The 15,564-nt window shown below is 57.4% G+C and carries 14 protein-coding genes; 7 read left to right on the forward strand and 7 right to left on the reverse strand.

Annotated features, from left to right (window positions below):
- Positions 1-231 precede the first annotated feature (231 nt).
- The 7 genes from HMPREF1556_RS05445 (at position 232) to dnaJ (ending at position 5,732) form a co-directional block, all read left to right on the forward strand.
- The gene (locus HMPREF1556_RS05445; protein ID WP_369795592.1) at positions 232-846 is read left to right on the forward strand and encodes a DUF4254 domain-containing protein; all 615 of its coding nucleotides are present in this window, start codon (positions 232-234) and stop codon (positions 844-846) included.
- A gap of 37 nt (positions 847-883) precedes the next feature.
- The gene (locus HMPREF1556_RS05450) at positions 884-1,939 is read left to right on the forward strand and encodes a glycosyltransferase family 9 protein (protein ID WP_044125288.1); all 1,056 of its coding nucleotides are present in this window, start codon (positions 884-886) and stop codon (positions 1,937-1,939) included.
- A gap of 53 nt (positions 1,940-1,992) precedes the next feature.
- The gene (locus HMPREF1556_RS05455; RefSeq protein WP_021667340.1) at positions 1,993-2,502 is read left to right on the forward strand and encodes a S4 domain-containing protein; all 510 of its coding nucleotides are present in this window, start codon (positions 1,993-1,995) and stop codon (positions 2,500-2,502) included.
- A 17-nt stretch (positions 2,503-2,519) separates the two neighbouring features.
- Positions 2,520-3,062 (forward strand): alpha-ribazole phosphatase family protein, encoded by a 543-nt coding sequence (cobC, locus tag HMPREF1556_RS05460; protein ID WP_021667341.1) that lies wholly within the window; start codon positions 2,520-2,522, stop codon positions 3,060-3,062.
- A gap of 154 nt (positions 3,063-3,216) precedes the next feature.
- Complete coding sequence (locus tag HMPREF1556_RS05465) at positions 3,217-3,702, forward strand: ferritin (RefSeq protein WP_021667342.1); 486 nt, start codon at positions 3,217-3,219, stop codon at positions 3,700-3,702.
- Positions 3,703-3,966: 264 nt separating this feature from the next.
- Positions 3,967-4,548 (forward strand): nucleotide exchange factor GrpE, encoded by a 582-nt coding sequence (locus tag HMPREF1556_RS05470; protein ID WP_021667344.1) that lies wholly within the window; start codon positions 3,967-3,969, stop codon positions 4,546-4,548.
- A 20-nt stretch (positions 4,549-4,568) separates the two neighbouring features.
- Complete coding sequence (gene dnaJ / locus HMPREF1556_RS05475; RefSeq protein ID WP_021667345.1) at positions 4,569-5,732, forward strand: molecular chaperone DnaJ; 1,164 nt, start codon at positions 4,569-4,571, stop codon at positions 5,730-5,732.
- Between the two features lie 378 nt (positions 5,733-6,110).
- Here the strand turns inward: dnaJ and HMPREF1556_RS05480 are convergent, their stop codons facing one another.
- The 7 genes from HMPREF1556_RS05480 to rsmH form a co-directional block, all read right to left on the reverse strand.
- Positions 6,111-7,757, reverse strand: coding sequence for a diphosphate--fructose-6-phosphate 1-phosphotransferase (locus tag HMPREF1556_RS05480; protein WP_021667347.1), 1,647 nt, complete (start codon positions 7,755-7,757; stop codon positions 6,111-6,113).
- A 442-nt stretch (positions 7,758-8,199) separates the two neighbouring features.
- Positions 8,200-8,799 carry a DUF3109 family protein gene (locus tag HMPREF1556_RS05485; protein ID WP_021667349.1) on the reverse strand — a complete coding sequence of 200 codons (600 nt, stop codon included), beginning with the start codon at positions 8,797-8,799 and terminating at the stop codon, positions 8,200-8,202.
- 12 nt (positions 8,800-8,811) lie between these two features.
- Positions 8,812-10,080: a phospho-N-acetylmuramoyl-pentapeptide-transferase gene (mraY, locus tag HMPREF1556_RS05490; RefSeq protein ID WP_021667350.1), complete on the reverse strand. Its 1,269-nt coding sequence runs from the start codon at positions 10,078-10,080 to the stop codon at positions 8,812-8,814.
- Between the two features lie 16 nt (positions 10,081-10,096).
- Positions 10,097-11,566: a UDP-N-acetylmuramoyl-L-alanyl-D-glutamate--2,6-diaminopimelate ligase gene (locus HMPREF1556_RS05495; RefSeq protein WP_021667351.1), complete on the reverse strand. Its 1,470-nt coding sequence runs from the start codon at positions 11,564-11,566 to the stop codon at positions 10,097-10,099.
- Positions 11,567-11,596: 30 nt separating this feature from the next.
- Positions 11,597-13,930, reverse strand: a complete 2,334-nt coding sequence (locus tag HMPREF1556_RS05500; RefSeq protein WP_021667352.1) for a penicillin-binding protein — start codon at positions 13,928-13,930, stop codon at positions 11,597-11,599.
- 56 nt (positions 13,931-13,986) lie between these two features.
- A complete protein-coding gene (locus HMPREF1556_RS05505) occupies positions 13,987-14,430 on the reverse strand; it encodes an FtsL-like putative cell division protein (protein ID WP_021667353.1) in 444 nt (147 codons plus the stop codon).
- Between the two features lie 48 nt (positions 14,431-14,478).
- Complete coding sequence (gene rsmH, locus HMPREF1556_RS05510) at positions 14,479-15,396, reverse strand: 16S rRNA (cytosine(1402)-N(4))-methyltransferase RsmH (RefSeq protein ID WP_021667354.1); 918 nt, start codon at positions 15,394-15,396, stop codon at positions 14,479-14,481.
- Positions 15,397-15,564 lie beyond the last annotated feature (168 nt).

Here is a 15,564-nt window from a genome sequence, read left to right on the forward strand (position 1 = left end):
GTAGGTCGCCGAAAAAACCTACAGTAGGTCGTAAGGACGACCCACAGTAGGTCGTCGAGGCGACCTACCGTGGGTCGTTTTTCACCCCCTTCGAAGTGCCTCGGAGAAAGGGCTTGCGGAGGCCTCCGAAGCCGAGGTAAGAGAATTGACGTTTCCTTGGTAGGAAATTAGCCTTTTTCATTATCTTTGGTAGGCGCTATATCCCTCACATCCCAAGGCGCTATGACTATTATGAAGCCGTTCAGCCAACTAGCCATCCGCATCTTCAAGGAGGCCATCCACGAGTACGAACTCCGGGGCAGTGTCGACACCCCCTGTTCGGGCAATCCTTACCCAGCACACACCATCGAGCACGACCTCTTCCGCAAGAACTGGATCGACAACGCCCAGTGGTGTCTCGAGGACATCATCCGAGACCCTGAGATCGATCCCGTCGAAGCGCTCAAGATCAAGCGTCGTATCGACCGAAGCAATCAGGAGCGTACCGATCTGGTCGAGCTCATCGATAGCTTCTTCTTCACCCAGTTTGCCGACGTCAAGCCTCTGCCCGATGCCAAGATCAACACCGAGAGCCCAGCGTGGGCCATCGACCGACTCTCCATCCTCGAGCTGAAGATCTACAACATGAACAAGGCCATCAAGAGTGCAGGCTCCGACGAAGCACTTCGAGAGAAGTGTAGCTCCAAGCTACAGGTCCTCCTCGAGCAAGAGCGAGATCTCTCCACAGCCATCGATGAGCTCCTGGAGGATATCCCCGCTGGGCGTAAGTACATGAAGGTCTACAAGCAGATGAAGATGTACAACGACCCCGAGCTCAACCCCATGCTCAAGGGTCAGACACTCTAGCCTCACCCTCATCCCCGTCCCTAGCGAATCTCTCCACGTGGCTCGATATCTCATCATCCGCCTCTCGGCCATGGGCGATGTAGCGATGCTCATACAGGTGCTCTATGCCGTGGCACGAGCCAACGAGCAGCACGAGTTCATCCTACTCACCCAGCCCTTCCTGACGGAGCTCCTCCTGGACGCCCCTGACAATGTCGAGGCGATGGCTATAGACATACGCCGGGAGGAGCATAGCTTCCTCGGACTGGTGCGCTATGCCCAGCGTCTGAGACGTGAGCACTTCGACGCCGTGCTGGATCTACATGATGTGCTGAGGACGAAGTGTCTCCGTGGCCTCCTTCGCCTGACGGGTGTCCCCTGCCAGCATCTAGTGAAGCCCCGACGGGAGCGTAGACGACTCGTCGCCGACGACCCAAAGAAAGACCTCACCCCCCTACCGCCGATGTGGAGCCTCTACCAGCAGGTCTTCAGATCGGCCGGACTTACTGTCCCCGAGGGCATCCCGCCCGTAGCTATCCACCCGTCGATACGCTCCACCTTCGAGCGCCTTCACCCTGAGCTCCTCTCACGAGGGAGCGAGCGGATCCGCCTCGGTATAGCGCCCTTCGCCTCCACTCCCGCTAAGACCTACGACCTCGGGCTCATGCTTCAGGCTGTCCGTCAGCTAGAGGAGACCGAGCGCTTCGAGATCTTCCTCTTCGGAGGGCGAGGCAGGGAGCAAGCCACCCTTGAGGAATGGGCACAAGGGCGCCAGCATCTACGCTCGGTAGCCGGACAGCTGGACCTCTCCAACGAACTCATCCTCATGGCCTCCCTCCGGGCGATGATCTCGATGGATAGCGCCAACATGCATCTAGCCTCACTCGTCGGCACCCGGGTCTTCTCCGTCTGGTGCTGTACACACCCCGCAGCGGGCTTCCTAGGTATCGGTCAGCGCTGGGAAGACTGTCTTCAACCCGAGGATGCACCACGTAGACCGTGCAGTATCTTCGGCAACAACAAGCGCTGCCACACGGGGGAGCACTTCGCCTGCTCTCGAGCCTTAGCACCCGAGCGCATCGTCCAGGCAGTCATCTCACTCCTAGAGGACTAGGGGGATCCTCTGCAGAAGCTCCCGCCCCTACCCTACCCGCATTTTATCAACAAATGAAACTAAGAATCAACAAGCTCATCAGCGATGCAGGCTTAGGCTCGCGTCGTGATGTCGAGGAGTACATCCGCCAGGGTCGTGTCAAGATCAACGGGCGGCGTGCCCAGCTCTCCGACCTTGTCTCGGAGACGGATACCGTCTTCTTCGACGAAGTAGACCTCCCCGTGAAGGAGCTCCTCCAGGAGCATGCTGCCGAGGAGAAGCTCCAGAGCAAGCTCAAGAAGGACAGTGAGCGCCCCCGCTCTAAGGACCGCCGTAGTGAGCGTGCCGAGAGTCAGCGCCTCCAGGCAGCACCCAAGAGTGCGGCCCTACGCAAGACCAGCAAGAACAACCCCGAGAACAAGCGGCAGCACCAGGCTCGTCTCTCTGGCTGGGGCGAGGAGGAAGATACCTTCGACGAGCGCCTCCTACGGCATCACAATAGCGGTCGTCGTGGCAGTGCTCGCTCCGAGCGCCCTAAGCAACGCCCTCAGGGTCGCTTCCGCTCCTACGATGATGAAGACTAACGAGCTACCCCCTGCCGATGAAAGCCTATATCGTACGCCACACCTCCGTCCTCTGGGACGGCAATGAGACCTGCTATGGGGAGACCGACATCGATGTGCGCCCCACCTTCGCTGAGGAAGCCGAGGTGACGCTCCGTGCACTCCGTGGGCTCAGCTTCGATGCTGTCTTCTCCTCCCCTCTACAGCGAGCTCGTAAGCTCGCCTCCTACTGCGGTCACCCCGAAGCCCTCCTAGATGATCGGCTCAAGGAGATGAACTTCGGCCTCTGGGAGGGACGTCCCTGGGCGGAGATCATCCATGATGAGCCCGTCGACGAGTTCTTCGCTCGCTACATCGAGCACCCTACCCCCGAGGGCGAATCTCTGGTGATGCAGTACAGCCGTGTAGAGGACTTCCTTCGGGAGAAGCGCCGTGAGGGACTGGGGCAGATCCTCGTCTTCTGCCACGGCGGTGTGATCAACTGCGCTCGGGCTCTGGCTGGTACTACACGTCTGGTCGACGCCTTCGCTACCCTCCCCGACTTCGGCTCGGTCACCGAGCTGGACTTCTCCAAACTTTGACTCCGAGGTATTTGTTCACGCCGTGATGAACAAATGCACGCTTTTCCTCCTTTTCTATGTGTAGCCCCTGGGGGATCCTCCCCAAGAGAAGCCTCTGGGACTACTCTATCACGGTTCACTATTTTATCACGATTATCAAGATTAAAGAGCTCTTATGAAGTTCACTGAAAGAATGCAGTCTGCCATCAATGAGCAGATCAATTTTGAGATGTTCTCCGCGAACACGTACCTCTCCATGTCCGCTTACTTCGCTCAGCAGGGCCTCGATGGCTTTGCTCACTGGTTCTTCCAGCAGTACCGCGAGGAGCTGGAGCACGCTGAGGACATGATGCGCTATGTCATCTCCCGTGGCGGGCGTGTAGAGATCAAGGCTGTTGATGCCGTAGAGACCAACTTCTCCTCCGCACTAGAGATCGCCGAGAAGACCTATGCGCATGAGTGCCTCGTCTCTGAGAAGATCGAAGCCCTCGTACGCCTCGCAGCCGAAGAGAAGGATATGCCTTCTCAGGACTTCTTCTGGAAGTACATCCGTGAGCAGGTCGAAGAAGAAGCTAACGCTACGACCCTCATCGATCGCATCCGTCTCAGCGAAGGACATTCGCTCCTCTTCCTGGATAAGGAACTGGGAGAGCGCAAGTAGTCCCTCGGGCCTAGCCCCAAGAGACATCGAGCTACCAAGCTACCCCTTTGCTGGGGAGCTTGGTAGCTCTTTCCATTTCACCTCGGTACTTCACCCCTATTTCTCACCTTTCCACGGGTGAAGACCCACCCCTTGGTATCATATTTGCACACGCCCTAGTAGCGCCTCCCCTCCCTCGTGAGTCAGCGGGGCGCTCCAGCCTACCTATGCACCCCCTCGGGGCGTGGGTAAGCTCTCTGTACTAAGTAAATAACAATACATGATATGAGTGAAGAAATCAAAGATCCCCAGCTAGTAGATGAGACGAAGCTCCCCGAAGAGGAGACAAATTGTCAGTCAAACACCTCTCCCAACGCTGAGGGTGAAGAATTGGCGGACACTACGCCCGATGCACGATCCTCAGAAGAGCAGCTCCAGAGCGAACTCGACAAGCTCAAGGATGCGCATCTACGCCTCGTAGCCGAATACGACAACTACCGCAAGCGTACCCTCAAGGAGAAGAGCGAACTGATCCGTAGCGGGGGAGAGAAGGTGCTGACCGAACTGCTCCCCGTCGTCGATGACCTCGACATCGCCCTACAGAACCTCGACAAGGCCACTGACCTCGATGCTCTGAAGGAAGGCATGCATCTGATCTATGCTAAGTTCGCAGACTACTTGAGCCGTCAGGGCGTCACCCCCATCACTACTGAGGAAGCTCCCTTCGACGAAGAGCTTCACGAAGCGATAGCCACCTTCCCCGCTCCCAGCAAAGAGCTCAAGGGCAAGATCATCGACTGCGTGAAGAAGGGCTACAAGCTCCATGACAAGGTCCTTCGCCATGCCTCCGTCGTCGTCGGACAGTAATAGCTAAGCGAGATCGATCTATGGCACAGAAAAGAGATTACTATGAAGTCCTAGGCGTATCGAAGGGCGCTTCAGCCGATGAGCTGAAGAAGGCCTATCGTAAGCTCGCCATACAGTATCACCCAGACAAGAACCCTGGGGACAAGGAAGCCGAAGAGAAGTTCAAGGAGCTTGCCGAGGCATACGATGTACTCAGCGATCCCGAGAAGCGCCAGCGCTATGACCAGTTCGGTCATGCAGGTGTCGGCAGTAGCGCCTCTAGCGGAGGTGGCTTCGGCGGTGGAGGTATGTCCATGGAGGACATCTTCAGTCGCTTCGGAGACCTCTTCGGCGGAGGAGGCTTCGGCGGCTTTGGTGGGTTCGGTGGATTCGGCGGTGGTGGCGGAGGCCGTCAGGTACTCCGTGGCACTGACCTGAGGGCACGAGTACGCCTCACCCTCGAGGAAATAGACAAGGGGCTCGAGAAGAAGCTCAAGCTCAAGAAGCAAGTACCCTGCTCCCACTGCCACGGCGATGGTACGATGGAGTCCGACGGCAAGCAGCAGTGCTCTACCTGTCACGGCTCTGGGGTGGTCATCTCCGCCCAGCGTAGCATCTTCGGCATGATGCAGACCCAGTCTGTCTGCCCTACCTGTGAGGGTACGGGTGAGGTGATTACCAAGCCCTGCTCCTTCTGTAAGGGTAAGGGGACACAGATCGGTGAGGAAGTCGTCTCCTTCCACATCCCTGCCGGGGTGGCCGAAGGGATGCAGTTCAGCATCCAAGGTAAGGGGAACGCTGCTCCCCGAGGTGGTGTCCCAGGTGACCTACAGGTCGTCATCCACGAGGAGGAAGATCCTAACCTCATCCGCAATGGCAATGATCTGATCTACAACCTCCTCATCTCGGTCGCTACGGCGGCTCAGGGTGGTACGGTCGAAGTACCTACCATCGGGGGGAAGGCTCGTGTGAATATCGCCGCCGGCACCCAGCCCGGTAAGGTCCTTCGCCTACGTGGTAAGGGTCTGCCTTCGGTCAATGGCTATGGCAAGGGCGACCTGCTGGTCAATGTCAATGTCTTCATCCCTAAGCTCAGCGAGAAGGAGGATGAAGAGGTCCTGAAGGGCATGTCCTCGGAAGCCTTCCAGCCCACCGAAGAGGCCCGTCGGGAGATCGACAAGCACTACCGTCAGATGCTTCGATAGCCCCAAGGCGAATACAAAAAGAGTCCGCCCGAGCGCCCCATGTAGGTGCTCGGGCGGACTCTTTAGTATCCTAGGAGAAGGGAGGGATACACGAGCTTGGAGAGAGGGATAGCCCTTCTCCCCACATTTATACACCCCGATCAGAGACCACCCCAAGGTGGTCTCCAAAAGGGACCCATTCATGGGTCGCAAGAGGAACCCATTCATGGGTCACCCGAGCGACCCATGAATGGGTGACTACAGGGAGCTATGATGGAGCGCTCTTTTTCCCAGCCAGAGAGGGTACTTCTCCTGCATCTAGGAGGAAGAAAGAAGTCCGCCCGACTTCCCACGAGGGAGGTCGGGCGGACTCTATTTAAGTGGCGTGAGTCTGAGGGCTTACTTAGACTGCTCGAGAGCGAGCGTGCGTGAAGGCTGGTCGCAGAGCTCGGGATCACCGTAGAACTGGATAGGACCAGGGTAGATGAAGCAGGTGTCCTTAGCCCACTCTGCACGGTGTGCAGCGAAGAAGGCGAAGGGCTTGCCCTGAAGGTCGACAAGAGCCTTCTGGATGACAGGCTTCATCTCACCATGACGGCGCTCCATGTTCATCATCATCGTCGTGGGGATACCACCAGCGATCCATTCGGCGGCAGGAGCTGTGAGGTTCTGCACGGAGCTCATGTAGCCGGTGACGCCCGCAGCGATGAGCTGAGCAGCCGTACGGCCTAGTGCGTAGCAGTAGTCAGCATCGAAGTTCGAAGGCATAGCACAGCGACCTTCGTAGCCGAAAAAGTGCGTCAGAGGAGAGAACTTACCAGCGTAGCGCCCTTCTTCCTTCCAAGCTGCGAGCTTGGTAGCGACCATCTCTGCCAGGAGCTTCTCCGTCTCGATGAGTGACACCTGGACGTTGCCGTGGGGGTCACGGTCGAGTGTCAGCTGGCGAGCTACCGTAGCAGGGAGGCTAGCGTAGAGGGAGGAATTAGCAGCGCTGAGGTGCTCAGCGATATAGGCACGCTGCTCATCAGCAGGGACTGCACGGAACTCTGCCTCATGGTGAGCGAGGTAATCATTGAGTTCAGCGATCAGCGCCTTGAAGGCAGGGATGAACTCGATGAGCCCTTCGGGGATGAGGACCGTACCGAAATTCTCACCCTTGGCAGCACGAGCGGCTACGACCTCAGCGATATAGGTGATGACGTCGTCGAGGGTCTGGTTCTTAGCCTCGACCTCTTCGCTGATGATAGCGACGTTGGGCTGTACCTGCAGGGCGCACTCGAGGGCGATGTGCGAAGCCGAGCGACCCATGAGCTTGATGAAGTGCCAGTACTTGCGGGCAGAGTTACAGTCACGCTGGATGTTGCCGATGACTTCAGCATAGACCTTGGTAGCGGTATCGAAGCCGAAGGAGGTCTCGATCTGTTCGTTCTTCAGGTCACCGTCGATGGTCTTGGGGCAACCGATGACCTGAACGGGAGCACCGATGCTCTTGTAGTATTCAGCCAGGACTGCAGCGTTGGTGTTGGAGTCGTCACCACCGATGATGACGAGCGCACGGATATCGAGCTTCTTGAGGACTTCGAGGCCCTTGTCGAACTGCTCCTTCTCCTCGAGCTTGGTACGACCCGAGCCGATGATGTCGAAGCCACCCGTGTTGCGATACTCGTCGATGATGTCGGCCGTCAGCTCGATATAGTTGTGCTGGACGAGACCATCAGGACCCATGAGGAAGCCATAGAGGCGACCATCAGCGTTGATCTTCTTCACACCATCGAAGATACCTGCGATGACGTTGTGCCCGCCAGGAGCCTGACCACCCGAGAGGATGACACCGACGTTGATGGGCTGGCTAGCTACTGCTTCGGCAGTTGCTTCGAAGGTCAGCTTAGGCAGACCGTAGGTATTGGGGAAGAGGGCAGCGATAGCTTCCTGGTCGCTAACGCTCTTAGTAGCCTCGCCAAGGACAGCCTTGACATTCCCCTCGAGAGCCTTGGGGAGCTTAGGAGCGTACTTGCTACGCGCCTGCTGGAGTGCACTTTTATTCATATTGTCTATCTGATATTATAATAACGTGGATGGATTTGCCTTACAAAGATCTTAAAATTTATTCGAAACGTTCCCTCTCACCCCATAAGAAGGTCGAGAATACCTCGAGCCACTCCCCCAGAAGACGGACTATCAACTGGGATCGCTTGCCTTCGCCCTACCCCACGAGCCTTCACAGCCGAAAGAGAGGGGAAGGAATCAGCCCTGTAGTATAGACTCTTCGGAGGCCCTCAAAACCGACCTACGGTAGGTCGTCGAAAAAACCTACTGTAGGTCGCCTGACGATCTACCGTGGGTCGCAAGGACGACCTACCGTAGGTCGTCAGAAGGGGTCACGTGAGAGGCGTCGGAAACTCGCTCACGGAGCGCCCTCTCAAGGGGTCAGCGAGCAGGATGATTTGGAAGGGAAAAGTGGAAGGAGAAACGCCCGAAGGAAGGGGGACTAATTCCCCGTGCTTCCCGCCTCAGCCTTCTCGGCCTCCAGCAGGGCAGCTACCTCTTCGAGCTGGGTGTAGAACTCCTCACCGAAGGCCCTGACGATCGGGTCACGGAGGAAGCGGTAGACGGGTACCTGTAGCTTGCGCCCTAGCTTGAGGGCACACTTGCAGATCGACCACTTGTGATAGTTCACAGCGGTGAAGCTCGGGTACTTCGTCAGGCGGATGGGATAGAGCTGACAGCTCAGGGGTTTGATGAAGTCGGTCTTACCCTCACGGTAGACCTTCTCCAGAGCACAGGCACAGCGTCCCTGCTCATCATAGGTGGTGAAGACACAGTCCTTGCCGTGGACGATCGAGGTGACTTCATCCCCATCTTCATCGAAGTAGCTGACGCCTTGCTCCTCGATGATCTGGAGCGCTGTAGGGGACAGTAGGTGGCGCACCTCAGGGAGACAGCGCCTCAGAGCATCGGCCTCCCCTGGATCTAAGGGAGCACCACTCTCCCCCTCGACACAGCAAGCTCCCTTGCAGGTATCATAGTCGCAGACAAAGAGCACATCGAAGAGATCTTGGCTGACGATCTTGTCATCTATCTGGATCACGTCGGGCAGGGGCTATCTGATCTTGAGCGTGACGATGGTCATCACCGCTAGGATGATACCGATGAGCCAGAAGCGCATGGTCAGCTTGGCTTCAGGGATCTTCGCCACAGGACGCTTCAGGAGGCTATCAGTGGCTACTCCGCCAGGAAGCTGGAAGTGGTGATGCAGGGGCGCCATCTTGAAGACACGTACGCCCTTACCCGTACGCATACGGGTGAACTTGAAGTAGAAGCGCTGGATGAATGAGGAGGTGAACTCAGCGATGAAGATCCCGCAGAGGATGGGCAGCAGAAGCTCCTTGCGGATGAGGATAGCAAAGACCCCGATGATCCCCCCCAGAGCGAGACTACCCGTATCACCCATGAAGACCTGTGCAGGATAGGAATTGTACCAGAGGAAGCCCGCCGTCGCCCCGACGAGGGTAGCAGCGAAGATCACCAGCTCTTCGGCACCGGGGATGAACATCGTATTGAGGTAGCCCGCCATGTCGTGGTGCGAGGAGACATAGGCGAGTATCCCCAGGACTACGCCGACGATCGCCGACGATCCCGAGGCAAGTCCGTCGACGCCGTCGGTGAGGTTCACCCCATTGGACAGGAGCATCACGACGACCACCGTCATCATGATGAAGATCGTCACCCCAAGGATCTTCTTCATCGCAGGGTCCTTCAGAGGGATAATCTCCGAATAGTCGAGGTTATTGTTCTTGATAAAGGGGATCGAGGTAGCTAGGCTCTTGGTGTCGGTCGTCTCGAAGCGGATCTCTCGAGCACCGCCCTCACGTACCACTTCGCTATTGCGCTTGATGACGACCGAGGGGCTTAGATAGAGCGTCACGCCGACGATGAGCCCCAGGAAGACTTGCCCGAGGATCTTGTAGTGCTCCTTGAGTCCATTCTTGTCCTTCTTGAAGACCTTGATATAGTCGTCGGCGAAGCCCAAGAGCCCCATCAGGACCGTCGTGACGATCATCAAGAGGATGTAGATATTGTCGAGTCGAGCGAAAAGGAGCGTAGGGATCAGGATCGCCATGATGATGATGATCCCACCCATCGTAGGGGTGCCCTTCTTCGTCTGCTCCCCTTCGAGACCGAGGTCACGGACGAGTTCGCCAATCTGCTTGCGCTGGAGGAAATGGATGATGCGCCCCCCCCAGATCGTGCTGATCAGCAGGGCAAGGATGACCGCCATCCCTACACGGAAGGAGACGTAAGTGAATAGTCGAGAGAATGGTAAAGCGATACCCTGACGCATCAGGTAGTCAAAGAGGTGATAAATCATTACGTATGGAGAAAAACTATACTTCGTGGGCGAACTGCTCCAGCAGGATCTCTCGGTCATCGAAGTGATGACGCACCCCTGCTATCTCTTGGTAGGTCTCGTGACCCTTGCCTGCGATGAGGATGATGTCCCCCGCCTTCGCTAGCATCGTAGCCGTGCGGATGGCTTCAGCCCGATCGGTGATGGAGAGCGTACGGCTTAGGTCCTCTGGGCTAAGTCCAGCCTTCATCTCTGCGATGATCGTCTGAGGATCTTCCGAGCGTGGATTGTCAGAGGTGAGGATCACTCGGTCCGATCGGCGAGCAGCCTCCTGCGCCATGATGGGGCGCTTACCTCGGTCTCTGTCGCCACCACAGCCGACGACACAGATGACCTCTGCCTTCCGACCCTTCAGCTCCTGGATCGTCTCGAGGACATTAGCTAGCGCATCGGGGGTATGAGCGTAGTCGACGATGGCGATATAGCCCCGCTTCTCCGAGATGAAGCTCTGGAAGCGCCCGTCGACTGCCGTGAGCTGACTGAGCTGGATGAGTACATCCTCCTTGGCTAGACCCAGCAGGAGTGCCGCACCATAGACAGCAAGGAGATTGTAGATATTGAATTCACCGACCAGACGGACGAGCACCTCTCTTCCGTCGATACGTATCTGTGTACCGTAGGGGTACTGCTCGAGGATCTCCGCCCGATAGTCGGCAGAGGAGCGTAGGGCATAGCTGTACTTCCCTGCTCGGGTGTTCTGGAGCATCACGAGCCCGTTCTTGTCATCGACATTGGTCAGTGCGAAGGCTTCCTTCCCCAGACCATCGAAGAAGCTCTTCTTGGCTCGCAGGTATTCCTGCACAGAGCCATGGTAGTCTAGGTGGTCTCGGGTGAGGTTAGTGAAGATCCCCCCACGGAAGTGTAGCCCAGCGACCCGGTGCTGTGCCAGAGCGTGCGAACTGACCTCCATGAAGACATGTGTACAGCCAGCATCACGCATCCGTCCCAGTAGTGCCTGCAGTTCGGGCGCAGAGGGTGTCGTATGCGTAGCGCTGATAGCTTCGTCCTCGATGTAGTTACAGACGGTGCTCAGCAGACCACAGCGATAGCCAAGAGCACGGAAGAGGCGAAAGAGCAGTGTAGCTATAGTTGTCTTGCCATTCGTACCCGTGACTCCGACGACCGTGAGCTGTCGGGAGGGATGACCATGCAGGGCAGAGCTCAAGAGGCCCAGCACTTCAGAAGAGGAAGGGACGACGATGTAGGCCACACCTTCCTGTAGCTCTTCGGGAAGAGTCTCTAGGACAATCGCACGGCTTCCCGCCTCGATCGCCGAAGGGATGAAGCGATGCCCATCAGCCTGAGTGCCTCGTAGAGCAACGAAGAGTGTACCCGCCGTGACGGCTCGAGAGTCTTCGGTGATCTTGGTGATCTCCAGTTGCTCCAGCAGAGCCTGGTCTGAGGGGGTGGTATAGGATATTCCTTGAAGGAGTTCGATCAGTGTCATCGTAGCGATGCGAATAAGAATCAGAAGGGGTTAGTTCGGATACCCAAGCTCCAGGACGACCTCTGTCCCTGGGGAGGCGACAGTGCCTGCAGATATGGATTGGCCAAGGACATTACCAGCACCCTTGAGGCGGGGCTGGTAACCCATACGTCTGAGGAGATAGGCAGCATCCATAGCACTCATACCGATGACCGAAGGGATACGCCCTGCTGGCTGGGTACGTGAAGTAGCATGCAGTGCGGTATCGACCTGCACGTAGAGACCAGCATCCTTAGGCATACGTGGGGCAGGAAGGCCCAGCTGGCTCATCATGGAGAGCACGGAGGAAGCCCGACCCGAAGCTATCTGCTTCGTGTAGGCCTTTGGTGAGGAGGATACATGGAGGGAATCCAGAGGGATAGGATCTTCGAGAGCAAGGAGGCTCTCTGCGATGCGCCGGATGATCGGAGCGGCCATCACCCCACCACCAGCACTGAACTGGCTAGAGGGCTTGCGGATCACAGCGATGCAGGAGTACTTCGGAGCTTCGGAGGGGAAGTAGGCGCAGAAGGATACCTGATGGCGCACATGCCCCGTAGAGTCCACATAGCCACCACGGCCTGAGGACAGCTGAGCCGTACCGCTCTTCCCGCTGATCGCCACGAAGGGAGAGCGGGCTTTCTTTCCCGTCCCTTCGGTCACGACACGGCGGAGCATTTCCTGAATAGCTTGCAGGGTCTCGGGCTTACAGATCTGCTCCTTGATGACCCGAGGCTCGAAGGTCTTGAGGATCTCATCACGGCGACGGATCTCAGTGACGAAGTAGGGGCGCATGTAGCGACCACCGTTGGCGATCGCGTTGAAGAAGGCGAGCGTATAGATCGGAGGCACCTGGGTCTCGTAGCCGTAAGACATCCAGGCTAGGGTCGTATTGAACCATCGGTTCGGATCGTCGGCACGCTTGCGAATGCGAGCTCGTGCATAGCCTTCGATCTCGAGCTCTAGGTCGTAGCCGAAGCCGAGCTCACGTAGCTTCTGGACGTACTCATCAGGGCGATTCTCATAGGCCTTGGTGATGATCTTAGCGACACCGACATTACTTGACTTGACGATGGTCTGAGCTGCAGAGAGGCGACCATAGCCACCATGGTGGGCATTGTGGTCACGCACCGTCCGCCCCTTGTACGACCAGAGACCGTTGCCTACATCGATAGTATCGTTGGGATGGATCACTCCATCGTCGAGGGCTACCATCATAGAGGCGACCTTGAAGGTAGAGCCGGGCTCACTAAGGTCCGCCACTGCCATATTCGTCGTCTCCCGGTAGACACCCGGTGCAGCACGCTGGAGGTTGGAGATCGCTACCACCTTACCCGTCTTCACTTCCATCAGGACGACCGTCCCGCTCTCTGCCTCGAGCTGGGAGAGCTGCTCACGGAGGTTGCGCTCCACGATGCTCTGGATGTTCATGTCGAGGGTGGTATAGACGCTGGCGCCATCGACGGCGGGCTGACGGACGATGTGCTCGTACTTCCCCATATTATAGAAGAAGAGGCTTCGTCCGACTTCCCCACGGAGGAAGTTGTTGTAGCGTAGCTCTAGACCGGACTTGGGTTCGGTGAGTCCATCCTTCGTGCGGTCGTAGAGCTGACCGATGGTGCGGTAAGCGAGCGAACCAAAAGGATAGATACGGCGGGTCTCATTCTCCGTGTAGACGAGCTTGGAGAAGAGGCTCGTTCGAGTACCGCCCTTCTTGGTCTTGATGGGGGCAAAGGGAGCGGCATTCTCGAAGGCTTTGTACTGTACATAGGTCACGTCCGCTGGGTAGACAGCGCAGTGACGATCTCCCGTAGCGAAGGCTCGGCGCCAACGCTCCTTGAGCTTCGACTTGGTCAGCTTGCGAGCGGAGAGATCGAAGGTCGTAGCCATCAGTTCCGCTAGGGAGTCAAGGCCTGCGTCGAACTCTGCTCGTAGCTCCAATACCTTAGCTCGCTGTAGGGAATCCTTCTTGCTCCCTCCTCTCGGAGGCAAGGGCTTACGCAAGGGGGCTAGTGCCTCAGCTCTGAAGTCGATGAAGAGTCGGTAGATAGGAGAAGTCACGGCGATCGGGCGACCATCACGGGCGTGGATCGATCCACGCATGGGCTCCTCTCTCACCTGTCGGGGAGGGTTGACGGAGGCAGCACGGCGGGCATACTCCGCCCCATCGGGACTGAGGATAAAGAGGACGATGCGTATCATCACCAGGATCATCACCAGCGTCACGAGGGCGACGATCCAGGGGAAGCGGTCGTGGGTCAGGCGGTGCCATTCGACTCCTCTATGAGACTTACTGATGAGTCCGAGAGTGAGGGTGCGTATCCCAGAGAAGAAGGCCTTAAACATGCGATCGAGTACGTGAAGTCATGAGAGCTCAGAGGGGAAGAGACTGCAGAGCGGGGTCAGTGCGGACGAGCCAGAGGGTACTGTCCGGAGTCGACGAGGAGATAGGGAGGCTGGGTAGCGGGCACCAGCTGGAGCTGGTACTGGCTGACCTTGTCCACGATGTTGTTGATCCGCTCATATTCGATGAGCGCTGCCGAGGTATAGAGCGACTTGTAGCGTATATCCTTGAGCTTCTCCTCCAGCGAAGTGATCTCCCGAAGACTCCCCTGATAGAAGTAGGGCCAAGCGATGGCGATTGCCCCAAGGAAGAGACAGAAGAGGATGAATCGGCGGTTATTGCGCAGGACAGGAAGTCCCCAGAGGTCGTTCTCGATCCATTCGAGGAGATTGCGGTCGGCCTCCTCTTCTTCGCCGAGGGGCTCTTGGGAAGAAGCTGGCTCATCCGCCCAAGGCTGAGCTTGGGACTCCTGGTCAGGGTATTGCTGCTGATCTATCATCATCGGGATCAAATGAACTAAGTCTTAAGGATAGGAACTACGGGGTGAGCGTCAGAGAAGCTCTGCGATGCGAAGCTTAGCGCTACGAGCACGAGGATTGCGGGCGACCTCCTCGGCCGAGGGGGTAATAGGCTTGCGAGTAACAAGCTTCCACGAGGCGGAGGAAGCCCCATAGATACGGGCATCGTCGCTGTCATCACCCTGGCGAAGGAAGTTCTTCACGAGGCGATCTTCCAGAGAGTGATAGGTCATGATGACGAGCCTTCCCCCAGGGCGAAGGACCTGCTTGGTGCTCTCGAGTAGTTCCTCGAGCGCATTCAGTTCACCGTTGACTTCGATACGTAGCGCTTGGAAGATGCAGGAGAGTTGCTTCTTCTCCTGATCTGGGCGTACTAGGGGACGGACGACTGCAGTCAGATCCCCCACTCGCTGCAGTGGCGAGGCCGAGCGAGCCTGCACGATACGGCGAGCGATCTGACGGCTCTGCTTCAGTTCGCCGTAGCGATAGAAGATGTCGGCAAGCATCGCTTCGTCGTACTCGTTGAGTATATCCCGAGCCGAGCGACCCGCCCGATTGTTCATGCGCATATCCAGCAGGGGAGCTTCGTCTCTGAAGCTAAAGCCTCGCTCCATATCATCGAAGTGATGGGATGAGACGCCGAGGTCAGCCAGGAGCGCATCCACCTGCCCCAGACGCCCATAGTAGTCCATGAAGCGCTCCAGGTGACGGAAGTTCGAAGCGATGAAGGTGAACTGCTCCCCCTCGACAGCTCGCGAGGCAGCATCCGGATCTTGGTCAAAGGAGTAGAGATGCCCACCCGAGGTAAGGTGCTCCAGTATCGCACGCGAATGGCCTCCGCCACCGAAGGTCACATCTACATAGCACCCCTCTGGGCGTAGTTGCATGCCCTCGAGGCACTCCTGTAGCATGACAGGCACGTGATAGTCTTCAGCTTGTACGATACTCATAATAATAACACAATGTCGGGCAAAGGTACGGAATCTAGCGCAAACAGCCCGAGATTCGCCCCGTCGTCGAAGGCTCTTCTTCCGTCGAAAAATACCCCCGCCACAAAGCCTGCTGTGGAGCTACTTCTGAAGGGGTCAGAAAAAACCTACTGTAGGTCGTCGAGACGA

Origin of the sequence: Porphyromonas sp. oral taxon 278 str. W7784 (genome assembly GCF_000467855.2) — a bacterium.
In the GTDB taxonomy this organism is placed as follows: domain Bacteria; phylum Bacteroidota; class Bacteroidia; order Bacteroidales; family Porphyromonadaceae; genus Porphyromonas.

Coding starts and splice junctions, on each gene's coding strand:
- HMPREF1556_RS05445 (WP_369795592.1), top strand. CDS start 232: ATGAAGCCGTTCAGCCAACTAGCCATCCGCATCTTCAAGGAGGCCATC.
- HMPREF1556_RS05455 (WP_021667340.1), top strand. CDS start 1,993: ATGAAACTAAGAATCAACAAGCTCATCAGCGATGCAGGCTTAGGCTCG.
- cobC (WP_021667341.1), top strand. CDS start 2,520: ATGAAAGCCTATATCGTACGCCACACCTCCGTCCTCTGGGACGGCAAT.
- HMPREF1556_RS05465 (WP_021667342.1), top strand. CDS start 3,217: ATGAAGTTCACTGAAAGAATGCAGTCTGCCATCAATGAGCAGATCAAT.
- HMPREF1556_RS05470 (WP_021667344.1), top strand. CDS start 3,967: ATGAGTGAAGAAATCAAAGATCCCCAGCTAGTAGATGAGACGAAGCTC.
- dnaJ (WP_021667345.1), top strand. CDS start 4,569: ATGGCACAGAAAAGAGATTACTATGAAGTCCTAGGCGTATCGAAGGGC.
- HMPREF1556_RS05480 (WP_021667347.1), bottom strand. CDS start 7,757: ATGAATAAAAGTGCACTCCAGCAGGCGCGTAGCAAGTACGCTCCTAAG.
- mraY (WP_021667350.1), bottom strand. CDS start 10,080: ATGATTTATCACCTCTTTGACTACCTGATGCGTCAGGGTATCGCTTTA.
- HMPREF1556_RS05495 (WP_021667351.1), bottom strand. CDS start 11,566: ATGACACTGATCGAACTCCTTCAAGGAATATCCTATACCACCCCCTCA.
- HMPREF1556_RS05500 (WP_021667352.1), bottom strand. CDS start 13,930: ATGTTTAAGGCCTTCTTCTCTGGGATACGCACCCTCACTCTCGGACTC.
- HMPREF1556_RS05505 (WP_021667353.1), bottom strand. CDS start 14,430: ATGATGATAGATCAGCAGCAATACCCTGACCAGGAGTCCCAAGCTCAG.
- rsmH (WP_021667354.1), bottom strand. CDS start 15,396: ATGAGTATCGTACAAGCTGAAGACTATCACGTGCCTGTCATGCTACAG.